This is a genomic window from Thiomicrospira sp. R3 (assembly GCF_029581415.1).
Lineage (GTDB): Bacteria > Pseudomonadota > Gammaproteobacteria > Thiomicrospirales > Thiomicrospiraceae > Thiomicrospira.
The window spans coordinates 188,105-205,820 of record NZ_CP121121.1; the positions used below are offsets into that span (position 1 = coordinate 188,105).

Here is a 17,716-nt window from a genome sequence, read left to right on the forward strand (position 1 = left end):
CAGAACCCCGCTATTGCCAAAGTTAAATTCTCAAATTCGACTTTTTTGAATAGAGATCTTGCAATTTAGTCTTTTGCTACTTTTCGTCACTTTTATGACGATTGTAGCATTTAAGCGTTTGACAAGAAGGTAGATTTAATGGATTCAGAAAAATCAAATTGTCTATGTATTAACCAACCCTGCTATACCGAATATGGTAAAGATTGGTAAGACGACTCAGAGTTATGTAGAGCAGCGAATGTCACAGCTTTATTCAACAGGTGTGCCACTTCCATTTGAGTGTGTTTATGCGGTAGAGGTAGAGAATTGCTCTGATGTAGAACAAGCTCTTCATATTGCATTTAACCCTAGTCGTATAAATCCTAAACGAGAGTTCTTTGATATTGAGCCGGAGCAGGCTATAGCGGTATTAAAACTACTGAAGCATAAGGATGTGACTCCACAGATAAATGAACAGCTTAACGAAGGTGTGAGTGAGTCTGAAAAGAGCTCAGCTAAAAAGATACGAAGACGACCACCAATGAACTATTTGCAGATGGGTATTCCTGTGGGTTCAGTTTTAACTTATAACAAGGATGAGACCATCACCGCTACTGTGATTTCTGAAAAGAAAGTCATGTACAAAGGTGAAGAGACTTCTTTAACAAAAGCAACACAAAGTATTAACGATCTGGATTATACCATCCAACCAACACCTCACTGGAACTACCAAGGTAAAGACCTATGGTGTATTTATAATGAGACTTATACAATGGAAGATAACTAGGACAATTTTTGAAACTTTTATTATCTTGATTTTTAGTTAAGTAACTGATTGTTAATTTTTATTGGGTGTTTTTTAGTGGACATTTTTTCCGACATTTCTTTAGTTAACCGAATTGAGACATTGCGTTCAGGTGTGTTTAAGCTACAGATTGGGCTTAAACAGGAGGACATTGCCTTGCTATATCAGCGTGTTGAAGATGCTCAGAATCGTTTTAAAGATTCCCCGCTATCACATGTTGCCAGCAGTCTTGAAAAAGAGGTGGTGGTTAGTTCGGTTTTCGGAACCAATACCATTGAAGGAGCTACTCTCACCGAGGAAGAGACTGAAGTAGCATTGTCTTTGTCACCAGAGCAAATTCAAAACATGGAGCAGCAACGAGCCTATAATCTGAAACAGGCCTATGATTTTATTAAACAGGTGAGTGTCGAAGAGGACTGGCAACCCAGTTTTGAGGATGTCTGTGAAATCCATCGATTGGTTTACAACGGTATTGAATTTGACAATACTCATAATCGACCAGGTGTGCTTCGCACCGATATTGACGGTTTGGTAACTCGAGTGGGGATTGCTGAGCATGGTGGTGTTTATAAACCGCCACAGCTTGGGCAAGATATTGAGCTGCTTTTGCAATCCTTATTGGAGTGGAACCGGGCGTTGGCAAAAAGCGGTGTTCCCGCACTCATTCGAGCACCTTTAGTGCATTTATATTTTGAGCTGATTCATCCTTTTTGGGATGGCAATGGACGTGTTGGACGAGTGTTGGAAGCAGGTATTCTCTATGCGGATGGTTTTCGATATGCGCCATTTGCTCAGGCGAACTTTTACCTTAAACACATTCACCGTTATTTTGCGGCCTTTAATCACTGTCGAAAAGCGGCAGATAAAAAACAGCCTACCCCTAATTATGAGTTTGTAACGCTATTTTTGGAAGGCATGCTTGAAACGATTAACCACCTGCATGACAGGGTAAACCGCTTGATGCATATCGTTTTATATGAAACAAGTTTAAAACGTTTACATGATGAAGGCAGAATTAATGACCGTCAGTACGCTATTGTTAATCAAGTATTGAAATATGGCACAGTTGTGTTTGCTGAATTACGTAAAGAACCTTGGTATCTAGCACTCTATTCAAAACTAACTGATAAAACTAAATCTCGCGATTTTAGCAATCTTAAAAAACTCGACTTATTGGCTGACTTAGGGAATGGTAAAGTTGCCCCAAGCTTTATTAGAAAAATGTAGATTTTGCTGCTAGCTTGGTAACAAAGGTATTGGACATTTTGCTAGAACATTTAATCACTCTAAATCTGTTGGAGACCTATTCCTATATAGGTTTGTGATGAATTTTTATATGGACATTTTTTAGGACATAGTATGGCAAAACACAAGGAAGTCTTTTTTGAAACTCAAATCCTAGAGCACCTTACCCATAATGATTGGCTAGAAGAATTTTCTAACGGCTATGACAAGACTTTAGCCTTGTATCCTGATGAATGTTGGTTGCTTTTGTCAAATCGACTCAGTCTGAGCAGTATGAGAAGTTTCAAAAACGTCATCCGAAAGATACCGACTCGGCACTTATTATCCGAAACTAAGTTGTAATTAAGCCAAAGAGGTGTAAATTAATCCACATTTAAGAGCACCAGGCCTGGTGCTCTTTATGTATAAAAACCGTATAATCAGAAGTTAACTATTATCATTCATAACTAGGAAGTCCATTATGAGTTGCCAAGAAAAAATGACCTACTCAACCTTCTGTCGTAGCCAAAACGATGCATTAAAAGAGCCGATGTTTTTTGGCCAAAACGTGAATGTGGCGCGCTATGACCAACAAAAATATCCTATTTTTGAAAAGCTAATCGAAAAACAATTAAGTTTCTTCTGGCGCCCCGAAGAAATCGATTTATCCAGTGATCGTGGTGAATACGCTGCTTTGCCTGAGAATGAAAAACATATTTTTATCAGCAATCTAAAATACCAAACGCTACTGGATTCGGTACAAGGTCGCTCACCAAATGTTGCATTACTGCCGCTGGTGTCGATCCCTGAGCTTGAAACCTGGATTGAGACCTGGTCTTTTTCTGAAACAGTCCACAGCCGCTCCTACACCCACATTATCCGCAATATCGTGACCGACCCCGGTGTGGTGTTTGACGATATTGTGACCAATGAAGAAATCGTTAAGCGCGCTATTTCAGTCACTGAGCACTATGACAAACTAATTCATTTAACCAATACGATGTATGCCAATGCGGTTGATCTCGAAAAAGACCCGGTTTTCCGAAAAAAAATTAAAACTGCGCTTTATCTAACCCTGGTATCGGTAAATGTATTAGAAGCGATTCGTTTTTATGTGTCGTTTGCCTGTAGCTTTTCGTTTGCGGAACGCTCGCTGATGGAAGGCAATGCTAAAATCATCAAGCTGATTGCGCGTGATGAAGCCTTGCACTTGTCCGGCACCCAGCATTTATTAAACATTATGCGCTCAGGTGAAGATGATACCGAGCTGGCCGAGATTGCCAAAGAACAAGAACAAACCATTATCAGCATTTTCCGTGATGCCGCTGAACAAGAAAAACAATGGGCAGCCTATTTATTTAAAGAGGGCTCGATGATTGGTCTCAACACCAAAATTTTGCAGGACTATGTCGAGTACATCACTAATGTGCGCCTAAAAGCGCTTAACTATGACACTATTTTTCCATCAAAAAGCAACCCGCTACCTTGGATGAATAATTGGCTGGTGAGTGACAATGTTCAAGTCGCGCCGCAAGAGTCAGAAATCAGCTCTTATTTAGTCGGACAGGTGGACACCAAAGTCAGTAAAGATGACTTTGGTGGCTTCTCGTTATAAAACGGGTGAAGTGGCTTAGTTTAAGTTTTCGCTTGGGTTTTCTAGCGATTGTTTCCAGTTTATTTTTAAGCGCCTGCGCGCAGGAGAAAAACATGACATCAGCAAACAGCACGGAATCGATTGTATTAGGGATGGGCTGTTTTTGGGGTGCTGAAAAACGTTTATCAGAACTACCTGGCGTTGTAGATGTTGAAAGCGGTTATGCCAATGGTGAAATCAGTGCCAGCTATGAAGCAATTCTGGCGCATGAGCGCTTACGCCGTGCAGGCAAAACCGACAAGCGCAATCACGTTGAAGTCATCAAGGTTAGCTTTGATCCCGCGAAAATAAACCTAGAAGCTATCCTGATTGCTTTTTGGCAAAACCATAACCCCACTCAAGGTGAGCGCCAAGGCAATGACATAGGATTCAATTACCTTAGTGCAATCTACTATACCAACCCAACCCAAGCCGAACTGGCGATAGCGACCCGTAATCACTATCAAGCGGCTCTCCATCAAGCCGGCTTGGGCGATATCACCACTGAAATCGCACCACTGACCCACTACAGCGCGGCTGAAGACTACCACCAAGACTATCTAGCCAAAAACCCCAATGGCTATTGTGGACTAGGCGGAACCGGTGTGAAATACCCCCTTTTAGCACCAGGCCTGGCGCTAAATACACCCAAGTTAAATCCTGAAACCTTAGACTTTGACCAACAGTTAGTGGTATTTGAATCAGAAAACTGTGGTTTCTGTAAACAGTTTGAAGCCGAGGTTTTACAAAACTGGCAAGCCAGCGTGCCGGTAGCACAAAGCTTATCGCCACTTGCACCTGAAGGCTGGCAGCTAGATAAAGCCCTGTTTGCTACCCCGACGATAGTGTTATTTAAACAAGGCAAAGAAGTATCTCGCTACACCGGCTATAACGGCGATAGCCAAGGATTTTGGCAATGGTTAGGTTATCAACTGCTGACAGCTGAACAACAACGTATTGCCTTTGAACAAGGCACTGAACGTGCGTTTACCGGCTCCCATTTGGATGAAAAACGCCCCGGTGTGTTTGTTGACCCGATTACTGGTGCACCGCTATTTCGTACCGACACCAAATTCGAAAGCGGTTCAGGTTGGCCGAGTTTTTTCAACCCCGTTGAAGGCGCACTCACATTGCACCAAGACCGTTCGCACGAAATGTTAAGAGTCGAAGTGCGCTCAGCGAGTTCGGGTATTCACCTAGGGCATGTGTTTGATGATGGCCCACCCCCAACCTATAAGCGTTACTGCATTAATGGCAATGTATTGAAATTTATTCCGGACTAAGCTGGATATGATCGGTTCAAAACTTAAACCCAGCAACCAGGCCTGGTTGTTATTAACCTGTTTTGTGCTGATGCTTTTTTGCGTTTCAGTACAAGCCAAACCCTTGATGATCGATGATACCGAGTTATCGCTGCAGATCACCCCTAGCAGCACACCGGCTAAAGCACGCGTGCTTTGGCTGGTCTCCGAATACGGAGTATTAACCGCTGAAAACCAGCTCGCCAAGCAACTCGCTAACCATGGAATCGAAAGCTGGCAACTCGATCTATTTGAAGCGCTGCTACTTTCACCGACCGCCAGCGCGATCGATGAGATACCGAGCGCACTGCTTGTATCATTGATTGACCAAGCCCATCAAGACGGCTTACCGTTGTTTATCATTGCGTCCAACAAAGCCGTTCAATTGGCCGCACGGGGGCTGCATCTTTACCAGCAAATACCTAAAGAAAACATCGCGTTGATTCTACTCAACCCTAACCTCTATATTGAAACGCCCTCACCGGGTGAAGCGCCTATTTACTGGCCACAGACTCAAACACTTAATCTGCCTATTTTTACGCTGCAAGCCGAGTTATCCCCTTGGCGCTGGCAATTGTCTGAACTAAAAAAGCAACTCAGCAACGCAGGCAGTCCGGTGTTTTTACAGTTATTACCCCAAGTGCGAGACCGTTTTTACTTTCGTCCAGATGCCCTTGCGATAGAACACACCGCAACACAAGACCTCGCACCCCAACTTTTAAACGCGATGCGTCTGTTAACAGGCTATATGCACGCACCCCGTACCAGCGGCGCTCTCGTTGCACCCAACGCGCCCATTCAAACAAACCTAGCACCCAGCGATCGTTTGAAGCTTTACCAAGGACCACAACAACGAAACCTTGATCTTGTTGATCTCCAAGGCGAGCGCCATCGCTTAAGCGACTATCAGGGTCAGGTTATCTTGCTTAACTTTTGGGCCAGTTGGTGTCCGCCTTGTCTGCATGAAATGCCTTCGATGACCCGTTTAAAAACCCAACTGAGCGACCAGCCCTTTGAGATTTTAGCCGTTAACCTTGCCGAACAGCCTGCCGACTTTGCTGATTTTCTGATCCAAAACCCGGTGAACTTCCCAATTCTGCTTGATCCACAAGGCCAAGCGATTCAAGACTGGCGAATCATTGCCTACCCCACCACCTACCTGATCGACAAGCAAGGGCAAATTCGCTATGCCCTTTTTGGCGGCACGGAATGGGATCAACCCCATCACCTTAAGGTCATTCAACAACTGCTGGATCAACAATGAGTTTAAGCCTCACCACGCTTTTAGGACTGAGTTTAGCGCTCATTTTTGTATCCGCCACGCCAGGTCCTGGGGTGATTACCACTGTCACCCGCAGTCTACAAAGCGGGTTTCGTGCCGGTTTTTGGATTACGGCTGGCATTGTGGTAATGGATTTAGTGGTGTTAATCGTTACTTTAAGCGGCTTAAGCTTGCTAGCCTACTGGTCACAACCAGGCCTGGTTGCGATGAAACTCTTTGGGGCGGGCTTTTTGCTCTGGTTAGCTTGGAAAAACTGGCATAGACCCGCCTTAGCGCAAAACGCCACACCCAAACAAAACCGTCGCGACTTCTTTACCGGTATCGCGGTCAGTTTAACCAACCCCGTACTCTTTTATCTCGCCTTTTTACCGGCGTTTATTGACCTCAGCGCCCTAACCCTGCTGGACGCATTCGTGCTGCTGGGCTTAATCAGTTTGATACTGGCTGGCGTGTTACTGGCCTATGCCCTCGCCGCCGCCAAGATGCAACACTTACTGTTTAGTCAACAAGGCAAAGGACAAATCTGGCTCAATCGCATTAGCGCATTGGTACTAACCCTACTTGCTCTACTGCTATTGGCCAGCTTGGCTTAAACCGAATACAAGCGGCCACTTCTTTGCGTTCATTTAACACAAGAAACAACCTAAGCACGCTGAACGGATTTAACTAATGGCCGCCCACTTTAGAAAAAACCTGTAACACCACAACGCCGCTGATAATCAACGCGATACCGAGTACAGCGGCTAGATCAAGAGTTTGCTTAAATACAATCCAACCAATCAAAGTTATCAACGCAATCCCTGCACCCGCCCAAATTGCATAAGCCACACCAATGGGTATTTGCTTGAGCGTCAGGGATAGTAAATAAAATGCCAAACCATACCCCACCAGCACAACTAAAGATGGCATGAGTTTTGTAAACCCATCACTGAGCTTTAGCGCGCTAGTACCAATCACTTCAGACACGATGGCCAGACTTAATAATATCCAAACATTCATCATTAATCCCCTGTGTATAATTCTTTATGAGCGCTCCCAATCAAAGCTGGCTAGATTTTTTGCGTTAGGATCAAAGTGAATACCGATTAGGTAAATCGGTTTTTGCTCGTTAAGGTATTTATCGGCATAGCCTTTGTCTTTTATTTGCGCTAGGGCATTAGTTTTGTCTGTCGCATCGACTTTAAATTCGAGGATGAAAATGGCCTTGTCCATTTTGATGGTTAAATCAATCCGTCCTTTATTGGTCACATCTTCACCGATAATGTTCAACCCCAAACTTTGTAAATAGACATAGATGACACTGGCATAAAAGCCTTCATAGTTTTGCATGTCGTTTTTGGTGAAATTGTTGTAGGGAATACTGGCGAATAGACTCACCAATGACTGCTTGAAGCTTGGCATATCCGATTCCAGCAAACTTTTATAAATATGGGTTTTGGCGGGTGTCGGGTGTTTGTCTTGAATAATGGTGTCAATAATATAGTCGTTCAGCGATTGCTTGACTTCTTTGTTTGGAATCTTGAGCGTATATTCTAGGGTGTCAAACAAGGTGGTTTGCACGCTATCAATGGTGAGATAACCGCTTTGATAGAGAATGACTTCTAAATCGAGGTTTTCGATGTCAAAACTATTGAGCAGTTTTTGATCTACCCTCAGGTTGGCTAGATTGGGCAGGAAATATTGGTGTTTTTTAATCAGCTCGATAAGAAAGGTTGGCGTGCCGCTTTCAAACCAGTAGTTGCTAAAGATCTGTTCGTTGTCGATAAATTTTAATATGTCAAACGGGTTGTACATTTGACTGCCCAAGAAGTTGTAACCGTTGTACCATTGTTTGAGCTTATCCATGTCCACACCTTCGAGATAAGGTGCAAAGGTGGTTTCCACATCGTTTTGGCTGTAACCACAGATATCACCATATTTTCTATGCAAGGAAATGTCGGTAATATTGTTTAGCCCGCTGAAAATCGACGTTTTAGTAAACTTGCTCACACCGGTTAAAAACGCAAACCGTAAAAACTCATCACTGCCTTTAATCACGCTGTAAAAGTTAACCAGGCCATCACGGATTTCTTGGGCAAGGGGGGTGTTGGTGATGTTATCCAGAATAGGTTTGTCGTATTCATCGACCAGCACCACGACTTTTTGGTTGTATTTTTCATTGGCTTTACGAATCAGTTCGCTGAAACAACCGGCGACACTGGTTTTTTCTTCGCATTCAATCGCTAGATAATGTTGGTTTTCTTTGAGTATACGTAAAATAGATTCATCCAACTGCTGACGACTCTCTATCTTGCCTTGCGCAAAACTGATCCTTATCACTGGATAGCACACATCCCAATTCCATTGGTTTTCTATCGCTAAACCGCTAAACAGGGATTTATTGGCTTCAAAAATATTGCGCAGAGTATCCAAAAACAACGACTTACCAAAGCGTCTGGGGCGGCTTAGAAAAACATACTTATAGTTTTGCAATAATTCATAGGCAATCCCTGTCTTATCGACATAAACGTAATCATCCTCGCGGATTTCACTAAAGGTTTGGATGCCTATCGGTAGTTTTTTAAGTTTCATGGTTTTAAAGTCTTTGTCATATTCATCATAGTATAACAAACTTAAAACATTTGGCGTCAACAGCAATGTTATAAGCGCCAAGCATATTGACAAAACCTACTGAGGTTGGAACGGGCTTAGGTTAAAATATCACTGAGGCATAACCTGCAAACGCTTAATGGAGATAGCAAAACTAAAATTTTTTGCATCCTGGTACAAAAGCCGCTAAGCTATATCCTAGTAAACTACTTGGTTATTAACCCTCATGCCTTTTATTCAACACTATCGCCAATTGCCTGCTAATTTTTATACCCCAGTGGTGCCAGAACCCCTTACAGACGGACAACTCTTCGCCCTCAACCACGACCTGATCACGGCACATCAAATCGACCTTAGCGAAGCTGAAATTCAGGCGATAGGAGGCGGTTTATTGCCGGATTCTTTGCAGCCTTTAGCGCAAAAATACACCGGTCACCAATTTGGTTATTACAACCCGGATTTAGGTGATGGTCGTGGTATGCTGTTAGGCCAATGGCAAACGCCAAACGATGAAAAGTTTGATTGGCATTTAAAAGGCGCAGGACGCACACCCTATTCACGCCGTGGCGATGGTCGCGCCGTTTTGCGCTCAGTGATACGTGAATACCTCGCCAGTGAAGCCCTTCATGCGCTGGGTGTGCCGACTACTCGCGCGCTAGCGATTGTCAGCGGAAAAGAAACGGTCTGGCGTGAAGGCCCTGAGCCGCGCGCGATGATGCTCAGAGTCACCCCCAGCCATATTCGTTTTGGGCATTTTGAATGGGCGGCCGAACAAGGCCAACACACCGCTAAAACCCTCGCCAACTTTGTACTGACGCAGCACTATCCTGAACTACTTAACAAAACTGACCCCTATATCGGATTACTTGAAACCATTTTTAAGCGCACCGCCAAATTGATTGCCCAATGGCAAAGTTTAGGCTTTAATCATGGCGTAATGAACACAGACAATATGTCAATTTTAGGCGAAACCTTTGATTTTGGTCCCTATGCGTTTATGGATGATTGCCAGATAGGCTATATCTGCAACCATAGCGACAGCGCCGGACGCTATGCCTATAACGAACAACCGAATGTGGGACTATGGAACTGCCAAGTATTAGCCCAAGCCTTTGCGCCGTTGATTCCAAGCGAAACCACCCGCACAGCATTACTGGATGTGTATATCGAAACCTTTAATACCGAATATATCAATCTGATGCGCCGTAAGCTTGGACTACAAAACCCACAAACCAACGATAAATTGTTGATTGCCGAACTGCTGATATGTTTGGATAAACATCGAGTCGATTTCCATGTCTTTATGCGTTCGTTAGCCGATATATCCCAGCCTCACAGCTGTTGGCCGCAGGCAGAGGACTACCAGGCCTGGTTCAAAAAATACCAACAACGCTTAGAAAAAGAAAGCCAAACCCCAGCGGAACGCCGAAGCTTAATACTCAACACCAATCCCGCCAGAGTGCTGCGCAATTACATTGCTCAGCATATTATCGAACAGGCCGAACAGGGAGATCGCCAGATTATTGATGTCTGGCGAAATTGGCTGGCACAGCCATTTAAAGATGAGGATTCGGTTTGGACACAAGCGCCCAAACCGCAAAACAAAGGTTCTCGATTAAGCTGCTCGTCTTAACCGAGCTGATAATGCTTTTTCAGCGGCTGAGTAATTTCCCAACGACAGGTTAAGCCTTCTTCAAACGTCACAAAGTCCCCTGCTTTGATCGTCACAGGAGCCATCCCGCTGCCAGTCACGATGGCTTCACCTTCGACGATATAACAATTTTCTTCAAATTCATAAAACCAAGGAAATACCGACACGCCCTTTTCCCAAACGGGCCAATGCACCACACGCCTATCAAGTCGTTCCTGCTCGCTCATATCCGAGCGCACGTCAATTCTTGCCATTAATTTATCTCCATTTAGTGCAAAAAAAACCTGAAATCATAGCCAACTATTCGTCTGCAGCCCCAACTAGCTCAAAATCAGATTGAATAAACCCTGCGGTAATTAAAATTTCAACCCGACGATTTAATGCTTTGTTGAGTTCTGAATCATTGGGCGCTATCTCTCTATATTCACCGTACCCTGCGACTGAAAACAAAGCGCTAGGCAAGCCTGACACCTGATACATCAGCTGCATTACGTTTTGCGCACGCATGGTACTTAAAAACCAGTTATTGCGCAAAAACGAACTAGGGGCAATGGGATCATTGTCCGTATGCCCCTCAACCGTAACATCAATACGCCACTCAAAACCGGTTGACCGTGCTTGATCAAAAACCTTGGCATAGTCTGGATTGTTCACCACCTGAAACAGGGTTAATTGAGGTAGCTTTTCTGCCATTAGACTGAGTTCTTCAGCAAGCCCCTCACTCACCTGAAAGCCTCCGCGCTCAAACGCACCCGGATGATTGATAATTAAATGAATACCCCGCTCATCATGACGTAACGAAACATAGCGATAATCTCGCACCAGCATTAAATCCAACATTTCATTGTAAGATTGCTCCATCTGCGATTGTGTCCACTTTTGAAGCTGCGACACTTCCGCTTTATAAAGTGCCAACATCATAATAAAAAACGTAATTAACAAGGTGACCACATCGGCAAATGACATCAGCCATGAAGATCTAGCACGCGATTCGGTGACCGTCATCTTGTCACCTCGGGGATAAGAACTAAGGTAGGGATCACATAAATCTCAATCCGTCGATTTTCAGGATCATTGGGGTTCACACTTACGGGATGAAAACTACCATACCCTGCAATCGAAAACATGGCCTCTGGCCACTCAAGCGCTTGCTGCAAATAATGCATGACTTCATAAGCCCGAAAACTGCTCAACTGAACATTATCACGGAAACGTGCGGTAGCGGCTAAAGGAATCGCATCCGTGTGACCTTCTATACGAATCGTTAGCTGAACATCATAGCCTGCTGCTCGCAAGCTCGTTAACCAGCGCTGATTTCGTTTTTCAAAATTCAGTAAATCAGCTTCGTCAAAAGCCTCAATAATTTCATTTAGATAGGGGTAGTAACGCGGATTAATTTCAGGGCGTGCAGAAGCAAACAAGGGCGCTTGGCTAAACAGCACAGGGTCAAAAGAAATACGAACACCTTTAGCAAAGGTATTTTCAATGCGCAACCAATCCATGCCTTTTTGTTGATGAATAGTGGCCAGTTGCGTGTAAAGCCCACTTGCCACTTTTTGAAAACTACGTTTAGGTGCGACCCCTTCTACTTCTGTTAAGGTGATAATCAAAACAAAAAAAGCGAGCAACGACGTAAACAAGGAGACAAAGGTCAGTAACCAAACTCGGTATCGTTGCAAAGCAATCTGACGAAATTTATCTTCAGTTTGCTTTGAGTGTTCAATTGGATTCATGGTTATTAAAAACTTTGTACCAGCTTTTCCTTTGTTCGTTCATTGACAAAGGTCAGCAAGCTTTCACGCACCAAAATGGGTGAGTGGCTATGTTTAAGGCTTTGGATACCTTTTATAATGACTTCATTTTTAAGCAACTCCGCTTCTGATAAAACTTTGAGCTTACCCGCTATCGGTACGAAGAGCAGATTGGCAAACAAAACACCATAAAACGTTGTGACCAATGCCAAACCCATGCCATTCATTAAACCAGCCAGCATGTTTGCTGAGTCCACCATTGCACTGCTACTACTTGCGTGAGCAGTCATCATGATAATTAACCCCATAACCGTGCCCATCATGCCAAAAGCCGGCGCATAAGACGCCATATTGTGGAATAACTCTTGACACTGCTGATGACGCAATTGAATCTGATGTTGATTATTTCTAAGGCTGGCCATAAGCAACCCCTCATCATTATAAATCAGCATTTGACTAATTGAAAATCGCAAAAAAGGATCGTCAATCTGATCTATTTGCTTTTCCAAAACCAAAATACCACCTTTAAGCTTTTGATGACTCAACTCTTCAATACGCTCAATTGTGCGCGTTACATCGCTAGGCTCAGAAGTTAGTACTTTAGTAAAACCATTAAAAATACAACCTAACTGAGAGAGCGGATAATTAATTAACACAGCAGCAAATGTCCCGCCTAAAACCACCAGCAAACCTTGCCAATTTAAAAAAGCGTCAATCAGTTTACCCGTTTGTGGATCAACCATACTTAACAACAGGATAATGAGTCCAAATAACAGGCCCAAAATAGTGGCGGATTTGCTCATAAAAGACTCTTTTCCCCTCAAAATATATAACGCTTAGGTATTCCCTTGGTACCAATCCATTACTGCTTGATTGATTTGTTCTATACTCATCTGCTCAGGGTTTAATGCAGGGCTAATCTTTACCTTAATCACACCTGGCTTTCTCAATAAGCTATTTTTAGGCCAAAATTCTCCTGCATTATGGGTCACTAAATAAATCGGTGCCTGTAATTTAAGCGCCAAACTTGCCGCTCCCTTATTGATTTTCCCAACCGTACCGGTTGGAACACGCGTTCCTTCTGGATAAATCACAATCCAGTCACCGCGTTGTTCAAGTCGCTGAGTACCCTGTTCGAGTAATTGGCGCATAGATTGGCGTCCGGCAGAACGGTCAATCGCAATCGGATTTAACATCGCGAGTGTCCAGCCAAAAAAAGGAATGCGCATTAGCTCTTTTTTAAGCACATAGGTTTGGCGAGGAAAAATCAACTGCATCGCCATGGTTTCCCAAGCGGACTCATGATGGGCCATCACAACACTGGGTTTGGACGGATCAATATGCTCAGCGCCTTCTACTTCAAATCGCAGACCACAGGTAAACCTTAACCAACCTAAAGTAAAGCGCGTCCAGTAGGTTAAAAACCCATAACGCACTTTATAAGGCGCAAGCCAAAACACCTGACCCAAAACGGAAAAAATAAGCGTTAACAGCGCACGCCCTAGCTCAAAACCAACCGAACGCACATACAAGCCGAGCTTCAATTTAACCACTCCTCAACAAAAGCCGCAAGATTGGCATGCACAGCTACCCCCTTTAATTCACCGGCGTGTGCCGCAAGGGTACGTTCACCTTTTCCGCTTCTGACCAAATAAGGAACCAGGCCTGCTTGTTTTGCCGCCTGAATATCCGTTAGGGCATCACCAACCATGGGTAAACCTTTTAAGGCTTGACCGTAGCGCAATTCAATTGCACGCAACATACCATCCAAAGGCTTACGACATACTGAACCACAGCCTGCAAGATAGGGCGAAAAATTGAGCCAATCCACCCGCCCCCCTAACGCGGCCAACTGCGCTTGCATTTTTAAATGCATTTGGCTAAGACATGCACGATCATAATAGCCCCGCTTAATTCCAGATTGATTGGTCGCGACCGCAATGCGCCAACCTGCGGCATTTAAACGAGCCATGGCTTGCAAACTGCCCTCGATGGGCTGCCATTCATCAGCGGACTTTATAAAGTCATCCGAATCATGATTAATCACCCCATCGCGATCTAAAATAATCAGCTTTAAACGAGCCATTATCAGGCTATACCGATAAACGTGAAATATCAGCTACCGCCATAAATAGCTGGCGAATTTGGTTAAGCAAAGCCAAACGATTATGCCGAACAGAGGTGTCCTCCGCCATCACCATGACTTGATCAAAAAAGGCATCCACAGGCTCACGAATTTGCGCCAGACTGGTCAAAGCATCGGTATAGTGTCTGCCGGCAATTTGACTGCTAACCTGTTCACGGAGGGTGTCTAGAGCCTGCCACAAATCGGCTTCAGCCTGGGTTTCAAATAGCTGTGGGTTAACCTCTTCTGTTAGCTCGCCTTCAACTTTTCGAAGGATATTTTGAATGCGTTTATTCGCTGCACTCAAGCTTTCAGCCGCAGGTAAGCCTGCAAAAATCTTAACCGCTTCAATGCGCTTGGAGAAATCATTTGGATGCGATGGACGGCACACACGCACGGCCTCAAAGGCTTCGGCACTCACACCCTGATCAGCATAGTAGGCTTTCAAACGACCTATAATAAAATCATAAATCGACTCGACTAACGCCTCTGAAAATACAACATGCTCATGCAGCTTTAAACTGGTTTCGATTAAAAAGTGTAAATCGAGATCCAGTTCTTTTTCGATCATAATACGAATCAGACCCAAGGCGGCACGGCGTAAAGCAAACGGATCTTTATCACCCGTTGGTAGTTCGCCAATGCCATAGATTCCGGTGATCGTATCCAACTTATCTGCAATAGCTAAAGACTGGGCAAGTTCATTATTCGGCAACGCATCACCTGCAAAACGTGGCTGATATTGTTGGTCCAACGCTTCAGCGACCAAAAGATGCTCATTTTGCGCCAAGGCATAATAACGTCCCATAATGCCTTGCAACTCAGGAAACTCACCCACCATTAAACTCATTAAGTCGCATTTTGATAAACGTGCTGCACGTTGCGCTAACTCTTGACGCACCCCCAAAGGTTTAGCAATTTTGACTGCCAAGGTTTCTAAACGCTCGGTTTTGTCAAACAATGTACCCAACTTTTGCTGGAATACGACCGTTTTTAGTTGCGGCAAAAAGTCATCCAGCGACCCTTTTGTGTCTTGATTCCAAAAGAATTTTGCATCTGACAAACGTGGGCGAATGACCCGCTCATTGCCTGACACTACCGAAGCAGGGTTGGTACTGGCGATATTACTTACGGTAATAAATTTCGCCAATAACGTCTGATCCTGATCAACCAAATGGAAAAACTTCTGGTGACCTTTCATCGCCGAAATTAAACACTCCGGTGGTACCGCTAAAAAGTCTTGATCAAACGAACCCATCACCGCTTGCGGCCATTCATTAAGTGCCGTTACCTCGTCCAACAGTTCTTCATCAATCACTGCCGTGGCTTGGTGTTGCTCGGCCAAGGCCAAAACCTGCTGGCGAATAAGTTCGCGACGCTCCTCAAAATCAGCGATAACAAAACCCTGCGCTTTTAATACCACGGCATACTCAGCGGCATGGCTAATTGAAATTTCAGCTGGGGCATGAAAACGGTGTCCACGTGTTAGGTTCGATGCGGGTTTACCTAAAAGGGTCGCTGGCACCACCTCGCTACCCAGCAACATCAAAACCCAATGCACTGGGCGCACAAACGCCACATCAGAGCTTCCCCAGCGCATAGGTTTTGGGATAGGAAGCTTGGCCAAAGCCGCTTCAACCAGGCCTGGTAACAGTGCTTGCACCGCCTGCCCTTGAACAGTCTGTTCAAACGCCATCCAGGTGCCTTTATCTGTTTCTATTTCAATAAGATCAGCAACCTCTACACCACACGACCTTGCAAAACCTTGCAACGCCTTGGTTGGATTACCTTCAGCATCAAACCCAGCTTGTTTAGCCGGTCCTTTACGCTCGACCCGTTTATCCGCTTGAAGTAGTTGGCAATCCTTAACCCACACTGCTAACCGACGTGGAGCCGCATAGGTTTTGATCTCACCAAACGCTAATTCAGCCTGAACCAGGCCTGCTTGTAAGCCATCGGCTAACGCCTGTACTAGTTTTTGTAGTGCTTTAGGGGGTAGTTCCTCCGTACCGATTTCAACCAAAAAATCTTCCGTGGGTAAACTCATGCTTGTGCCTCCTGATTCGCCTTAACTAATGGAAAGCCCAAGGCTTCACGACCTGCGTAGTAGGCTTCAGCCACGGCGCGCGCCATGGTACGCACGCGCCCAATGAATCGTGCTCGCTCAGTCACACTAATGGCATGGCGCGCATCTAATAAGTTAAAACTATGCGAGGCACGCAATACCTGCTCATAGGCGGGCAGTGGCAGTTTGGCTTCAATTAATTGGCCAAACGCACGCTCACACTCATCAAACTGCGCAAACAAAAACTCTGTATTGGCATAGTCAAAGTTATAGGTAGACATTTCAACTTCATTTTGATGAAACACATCGCCATAGGTGACTACACCATCCGGCCCATCCACCCACACCAGATCGTAAACACTATTTACGCCCTGCAAGTACATGGCGATGCGCTCTAAACCATAGGTAATCTCACCGGTTACTGGACGACATTCCAAACCGCCTACCTGCTGAAAATAGGTAAACTGGGTGACCTCCATACCGTTTAACCACACCTCCCAGCCCAAGCCCCAAGCCCCCAAGGTCGGTGATTCCCAGTTATCCTCAACAAAACGAATATCATGCTCTAACGGATCAATCCCAAGCATTATTAACGAGTCTAAATAAAGTTCCTGGATATTTTCTGGCGAAGGCTTAAGCATCACTTGAAATTGATAATAATGCTGTAAGCGGTTTGGATTTTCACCATAACGGCCATCAGTCGGACGACGGCTGGGTTGAACGTAAGCCGCGCGCCAAGGCTCAGGGCCAATCGAGCGTAAGAAGGTCGCAGGATGAAAGGTTCCCGCCCCCATTTCATTATCGTAGGGTTGCATAACAACGCAACCCTGTTCAGCCCAATAGCTTTGTAATAATTGAATTAAGCCTTGGAAGCTATGCACATTGGCACGTTTTTGATCAAACATGGACACAAAAAACCCCTAAAGTGTTCAGTAATTTATTAAAATTAGAATTTTCTTAATTATACCCCAAAGGAAGACCGATGAACACGCACCAACTTGATGCAAAAGGCTTAAAATGTCCTATGCCCGTTATCAATCTCCAAAATCTTGCGCGCCAAGTTTCAAACGGCGACCGTATTGATATTGTATGTACCGATCCAAGTGCTGAAAAAGATATCCGCAGCTGGTGCCGTATTAATAAACATCAATTTCTGACTGCACAAACTCTCAACTCGACCTGGTTAATCTCAATCAAACTAAAATAAGCCCACCAAAACATAAAGTTTAGTTAAAACTAATTAGTAATTTGATGTTGTTTAATATAGAATTGCACAAAAATTCACATTAATATAATGTGAGATTAAACGCA

Annotated in this window: 19 protein-coding genes; 9 read left to right on the plus strand and 10 right to left on the minus strand. The window is 44.4% G+C overall.

Annotated elements, in window-relative coordinates:
- Nucleotides 1–157 precede the first annotated feature (157 nt).
- From P8S55_RS00975 to P8S55_RS01005, 7 genes are all read left to right on the plus strand, one after another.
- Entirely contained in the window at nt 158–766 is a 609-nt protein-coding gene (locus P8S55_RS00975) for a GIY-YIG nuclease family protein (protein WP_289225282.1), read from the plus strand.
- Nucleotides 767–841: 75 nt separating this feature from the next.
- Nucleotides 842–2,011 carry a Fic family protein gene (locus P8S55_RS00980; RefSeq protein ID WP_289224436.1) on the plus strand — a complete coding sequence of 390 codons (1,170 nt, stop codon included), beginning with the start codon at nt 842–844 and terminating at the stop codon, nt 2,009–2,011.
- Between the two features lie 132 nt (nt 2,012–2,143).
- Complete coding sequence (locus tag P8S55_RS00985) at nt 2,144–2,371, plus strand: hypothetical protein (protein ID WP_289224437.1); 228 nt, start codon at nt 2,144–2,146, stop codon at nt 2,369–2,371.
- Nucleotides 2,372–2,489: 118 nt separating this feature from the next.
- Nucleotides 2,490–3,623, plus strand: a complete 1,134-nt coding sequence (nrdB, locus tag P8S55_RS00990; protein ID WP_289224438.1) for a class Ia ribonucleoside-diphosphate reductase subunit beta — start codon at nt 2,490–2,492, stop codon at nt 3,621–3,623.
- A gap of 92 nt (nt 3,624–3,715) precedes the next feature.
- Complete coding sequence (gene msrA, locus P8S55_RS00995; protein ID WP_289224439.1) at nt 3,716–4,924, plus strand: peptide-methionine (S)-S-oxide reductase MsrA; 1,209 nt, start codon at nt 3,716–3,718, stop codon at nt 4,922–4,924.
- A 7-nt stretch (nt 4,925–4,931) separates the two neighbouring features.
- Nucleotides 4,932–6,206: a TlpA disulfide reductase family protein gene (locus tag P8S55_RS01000; RefSeq protein WP_289224440.1), complete on the plus strand. Its 1,275-nt coding sequence runs from the start codon at nt 4,932–4,934 to the stop codon at nt 6,204–6,206.
- Nucleotides 6,203–6,817: a LysE family translocator gene (locus tag P8S55_RS01005; protein ID WP_289224441.1), complete on the plus strand. Its 615-nt coding sequence runs from the start codon at nt 6,203–6,205 to the stop codon at nt 6,815–6,817. The genes P8S55_RS01000 and P8S55_RS01005 overlap by 4 nt, the downstream gene beginning before the upstream one ends.
- 73 nt (nt 6,818–6,890) lie before the next feature.
- On the opposite strand, the gene P8S55_RS01010 is transcribed toward P8S55_RS01005, so the two are convergent.
- Together P8S55_RS01010 and P8S55_RS01015 are read right to left on the minus strand one after the other, a co-directional pair.
- On the minus strand, nt 6,891–7,223 hold the full coding sequence (locus tag P8S55_RS01010; RefSeq protein WP_289224442.1) for a DMT family transporter: 333 nt from the start codon (nt 7,221–7,223) through the stop codon (nt 6,891–6,893).
- Nucleotides 7,224–7,247: 24 nt separating this feature from the next.
- On the minus strand, nt 7,248–8,795 hold the full coding sequence (locus P8S55_RS01015) for a PD-(D/E)XK nuclease domain-containing ATP-binding protein (protein WP_289224443.1): 1,548 nt from the start codon (nt 8,793–8,795) through the stop codon (nt 7,248–7,250).
- 244 nt (nt 8,796–9,039) lie between these two features.
- Between P8S55_RS01015 and P8S55_RS01020 the strand changes: the two genes are divergently transcribed.
- Nucleotides 9,040–10,446, plus strand: coding sequence for a protein adenylyltransferase SelO (locus P8S55_RS01020; protein WP_289224444.1), 1,407 nt, complete (start codon nt 9,040–9,042; stop codon nt 10,444–10,446).
- On the opposite strand, the gene P8S55_RS01025 is transcribed toward P8S55_RS01020, so the two are convergent.
- From P8S55_RS01025 to glyQ, 8 genes are read right to left on the minus strand one after another with little or no spacing between them, the layout of a single operon-like run.
- A complete protein-coding gene (locus tag P8S55_RS01025; RefSeq protein ID WP_289224445.1) occupies nt 10,443–10,718 on the minus strand; it encodes a cupin domain-containing protein in 276 nt (91 codons plus the stop codon). The two genes, P8S55_RS01020 and P8S55_RS01025, sit on opposite strands and share 4 nt — an antisense overlap.
- A gap of 46 nt (nt 10,719–10,764) precedes the next feature.
- A complete protein-coding gene (locus P8S55_RS01030; RefSeq protein ID WP_289224446.1) occupies nt 10,765–11,469 on the minus strand; it encodes an OmpA/MotB family protein in 705 nt (234 codons plus the stop codon).
- Nucleotides 11,466–12,197 carry an OmpA/MotB family protein gene (locus tag P8S55_RS01035; protein WP_289224447.1) on the minus strand — a complete coding sequence of 244 codons (732 nt, stop codon included), beginning with the start codon at nt 12,195–12,197 and terminating at the stop codon, nt 11,466–11,468. The genes P8S55_RS01030 and P8S55_RS01035 overlap by 4 nt, the downstream gene beginning before the upstream one ends.
- A gap of 5 nt (nt 12,198–12,202) precedes the next feature.
- Nucleotides 12,203–13,018 carry a motility protein A gene (locus P8S55_RS01040; protein ID WP_289224448.1) on the minus strand — a complete coding sequence of 272 codons (816 nt, stop codon included), beginning with the start codon at nt 13,016–13,018 and terminating at the stop codon, nt 12,203–12,205.
- A gap of 33 nt (nt 13,019–13,051) precedes the next feature.
- Nucleotides 13,052–13,759, minus strand: a complete 708-nt coding sequence (locus P8S55_RS01045; protein ID WP_503010355.1) for a lysophospholipid acyltransferase family protein — start codon at nt 13,757–13,759, stop codon at nt 13,052–13,054.
- On the minus strand, nt 13,756–14,301 hold the full coding sequence (gmhB, locus tag P8S55_RS01050; RefSeq protein WP_289224450.1) for a D-glycero-beta-D-manno-heptose 1,7-bisphosphate 7-phosphatase: 546 nt from the start codon (nt 14,299–14,301) through the stop codon (nt 13,756–13,758). The genes P8S55_RS01045 and gmhB overlap by 4 nt, the downstream gene beginning before the upstream one ends.
- Before the next feature lie 7 nt (nt 14,302–14,308).
- Entirely contained in the window at nt 14,309–16,387 is a 2,079-nt protein-coding gene (gene glyS / locus P8S55_RS01055) for a glycine--tRNA ligase subunit beta (protein ID WP_289224451.1), read from the minus strand.
- Entirely contained in the window at nt 16,384–17,310 is a 927-nt protein-coding gene (gene glyQ / locus P8S55_RS01060; protein WP_289225283.1) for a glycine--tRNA ligase subunit alpha, read from the minus strand. The genes glyS and glyQ overlap by 4 nt, the downstream gene beginning before the upstream one ends.
- A gap of 77 nt (nt 17,311–17,387) precedes the next feature.
- Here glyQ and P8S55_RS01065 point away from each other — a divergent pair, with 77 nt between their 5' ends.
- Nucleotides 17,388–17,612, plus strand: coding sequence for a sulfurtransferase TusA family protein (locus tag P8S55_RS01065; protein WP_289224452.1), 225 nt, complete (start codon nt 17,388–17,390; stop codon nt 17,610–17,612).
- Nucleotides 17,613–17,716 lie beyond the last annotated feature (104 nt).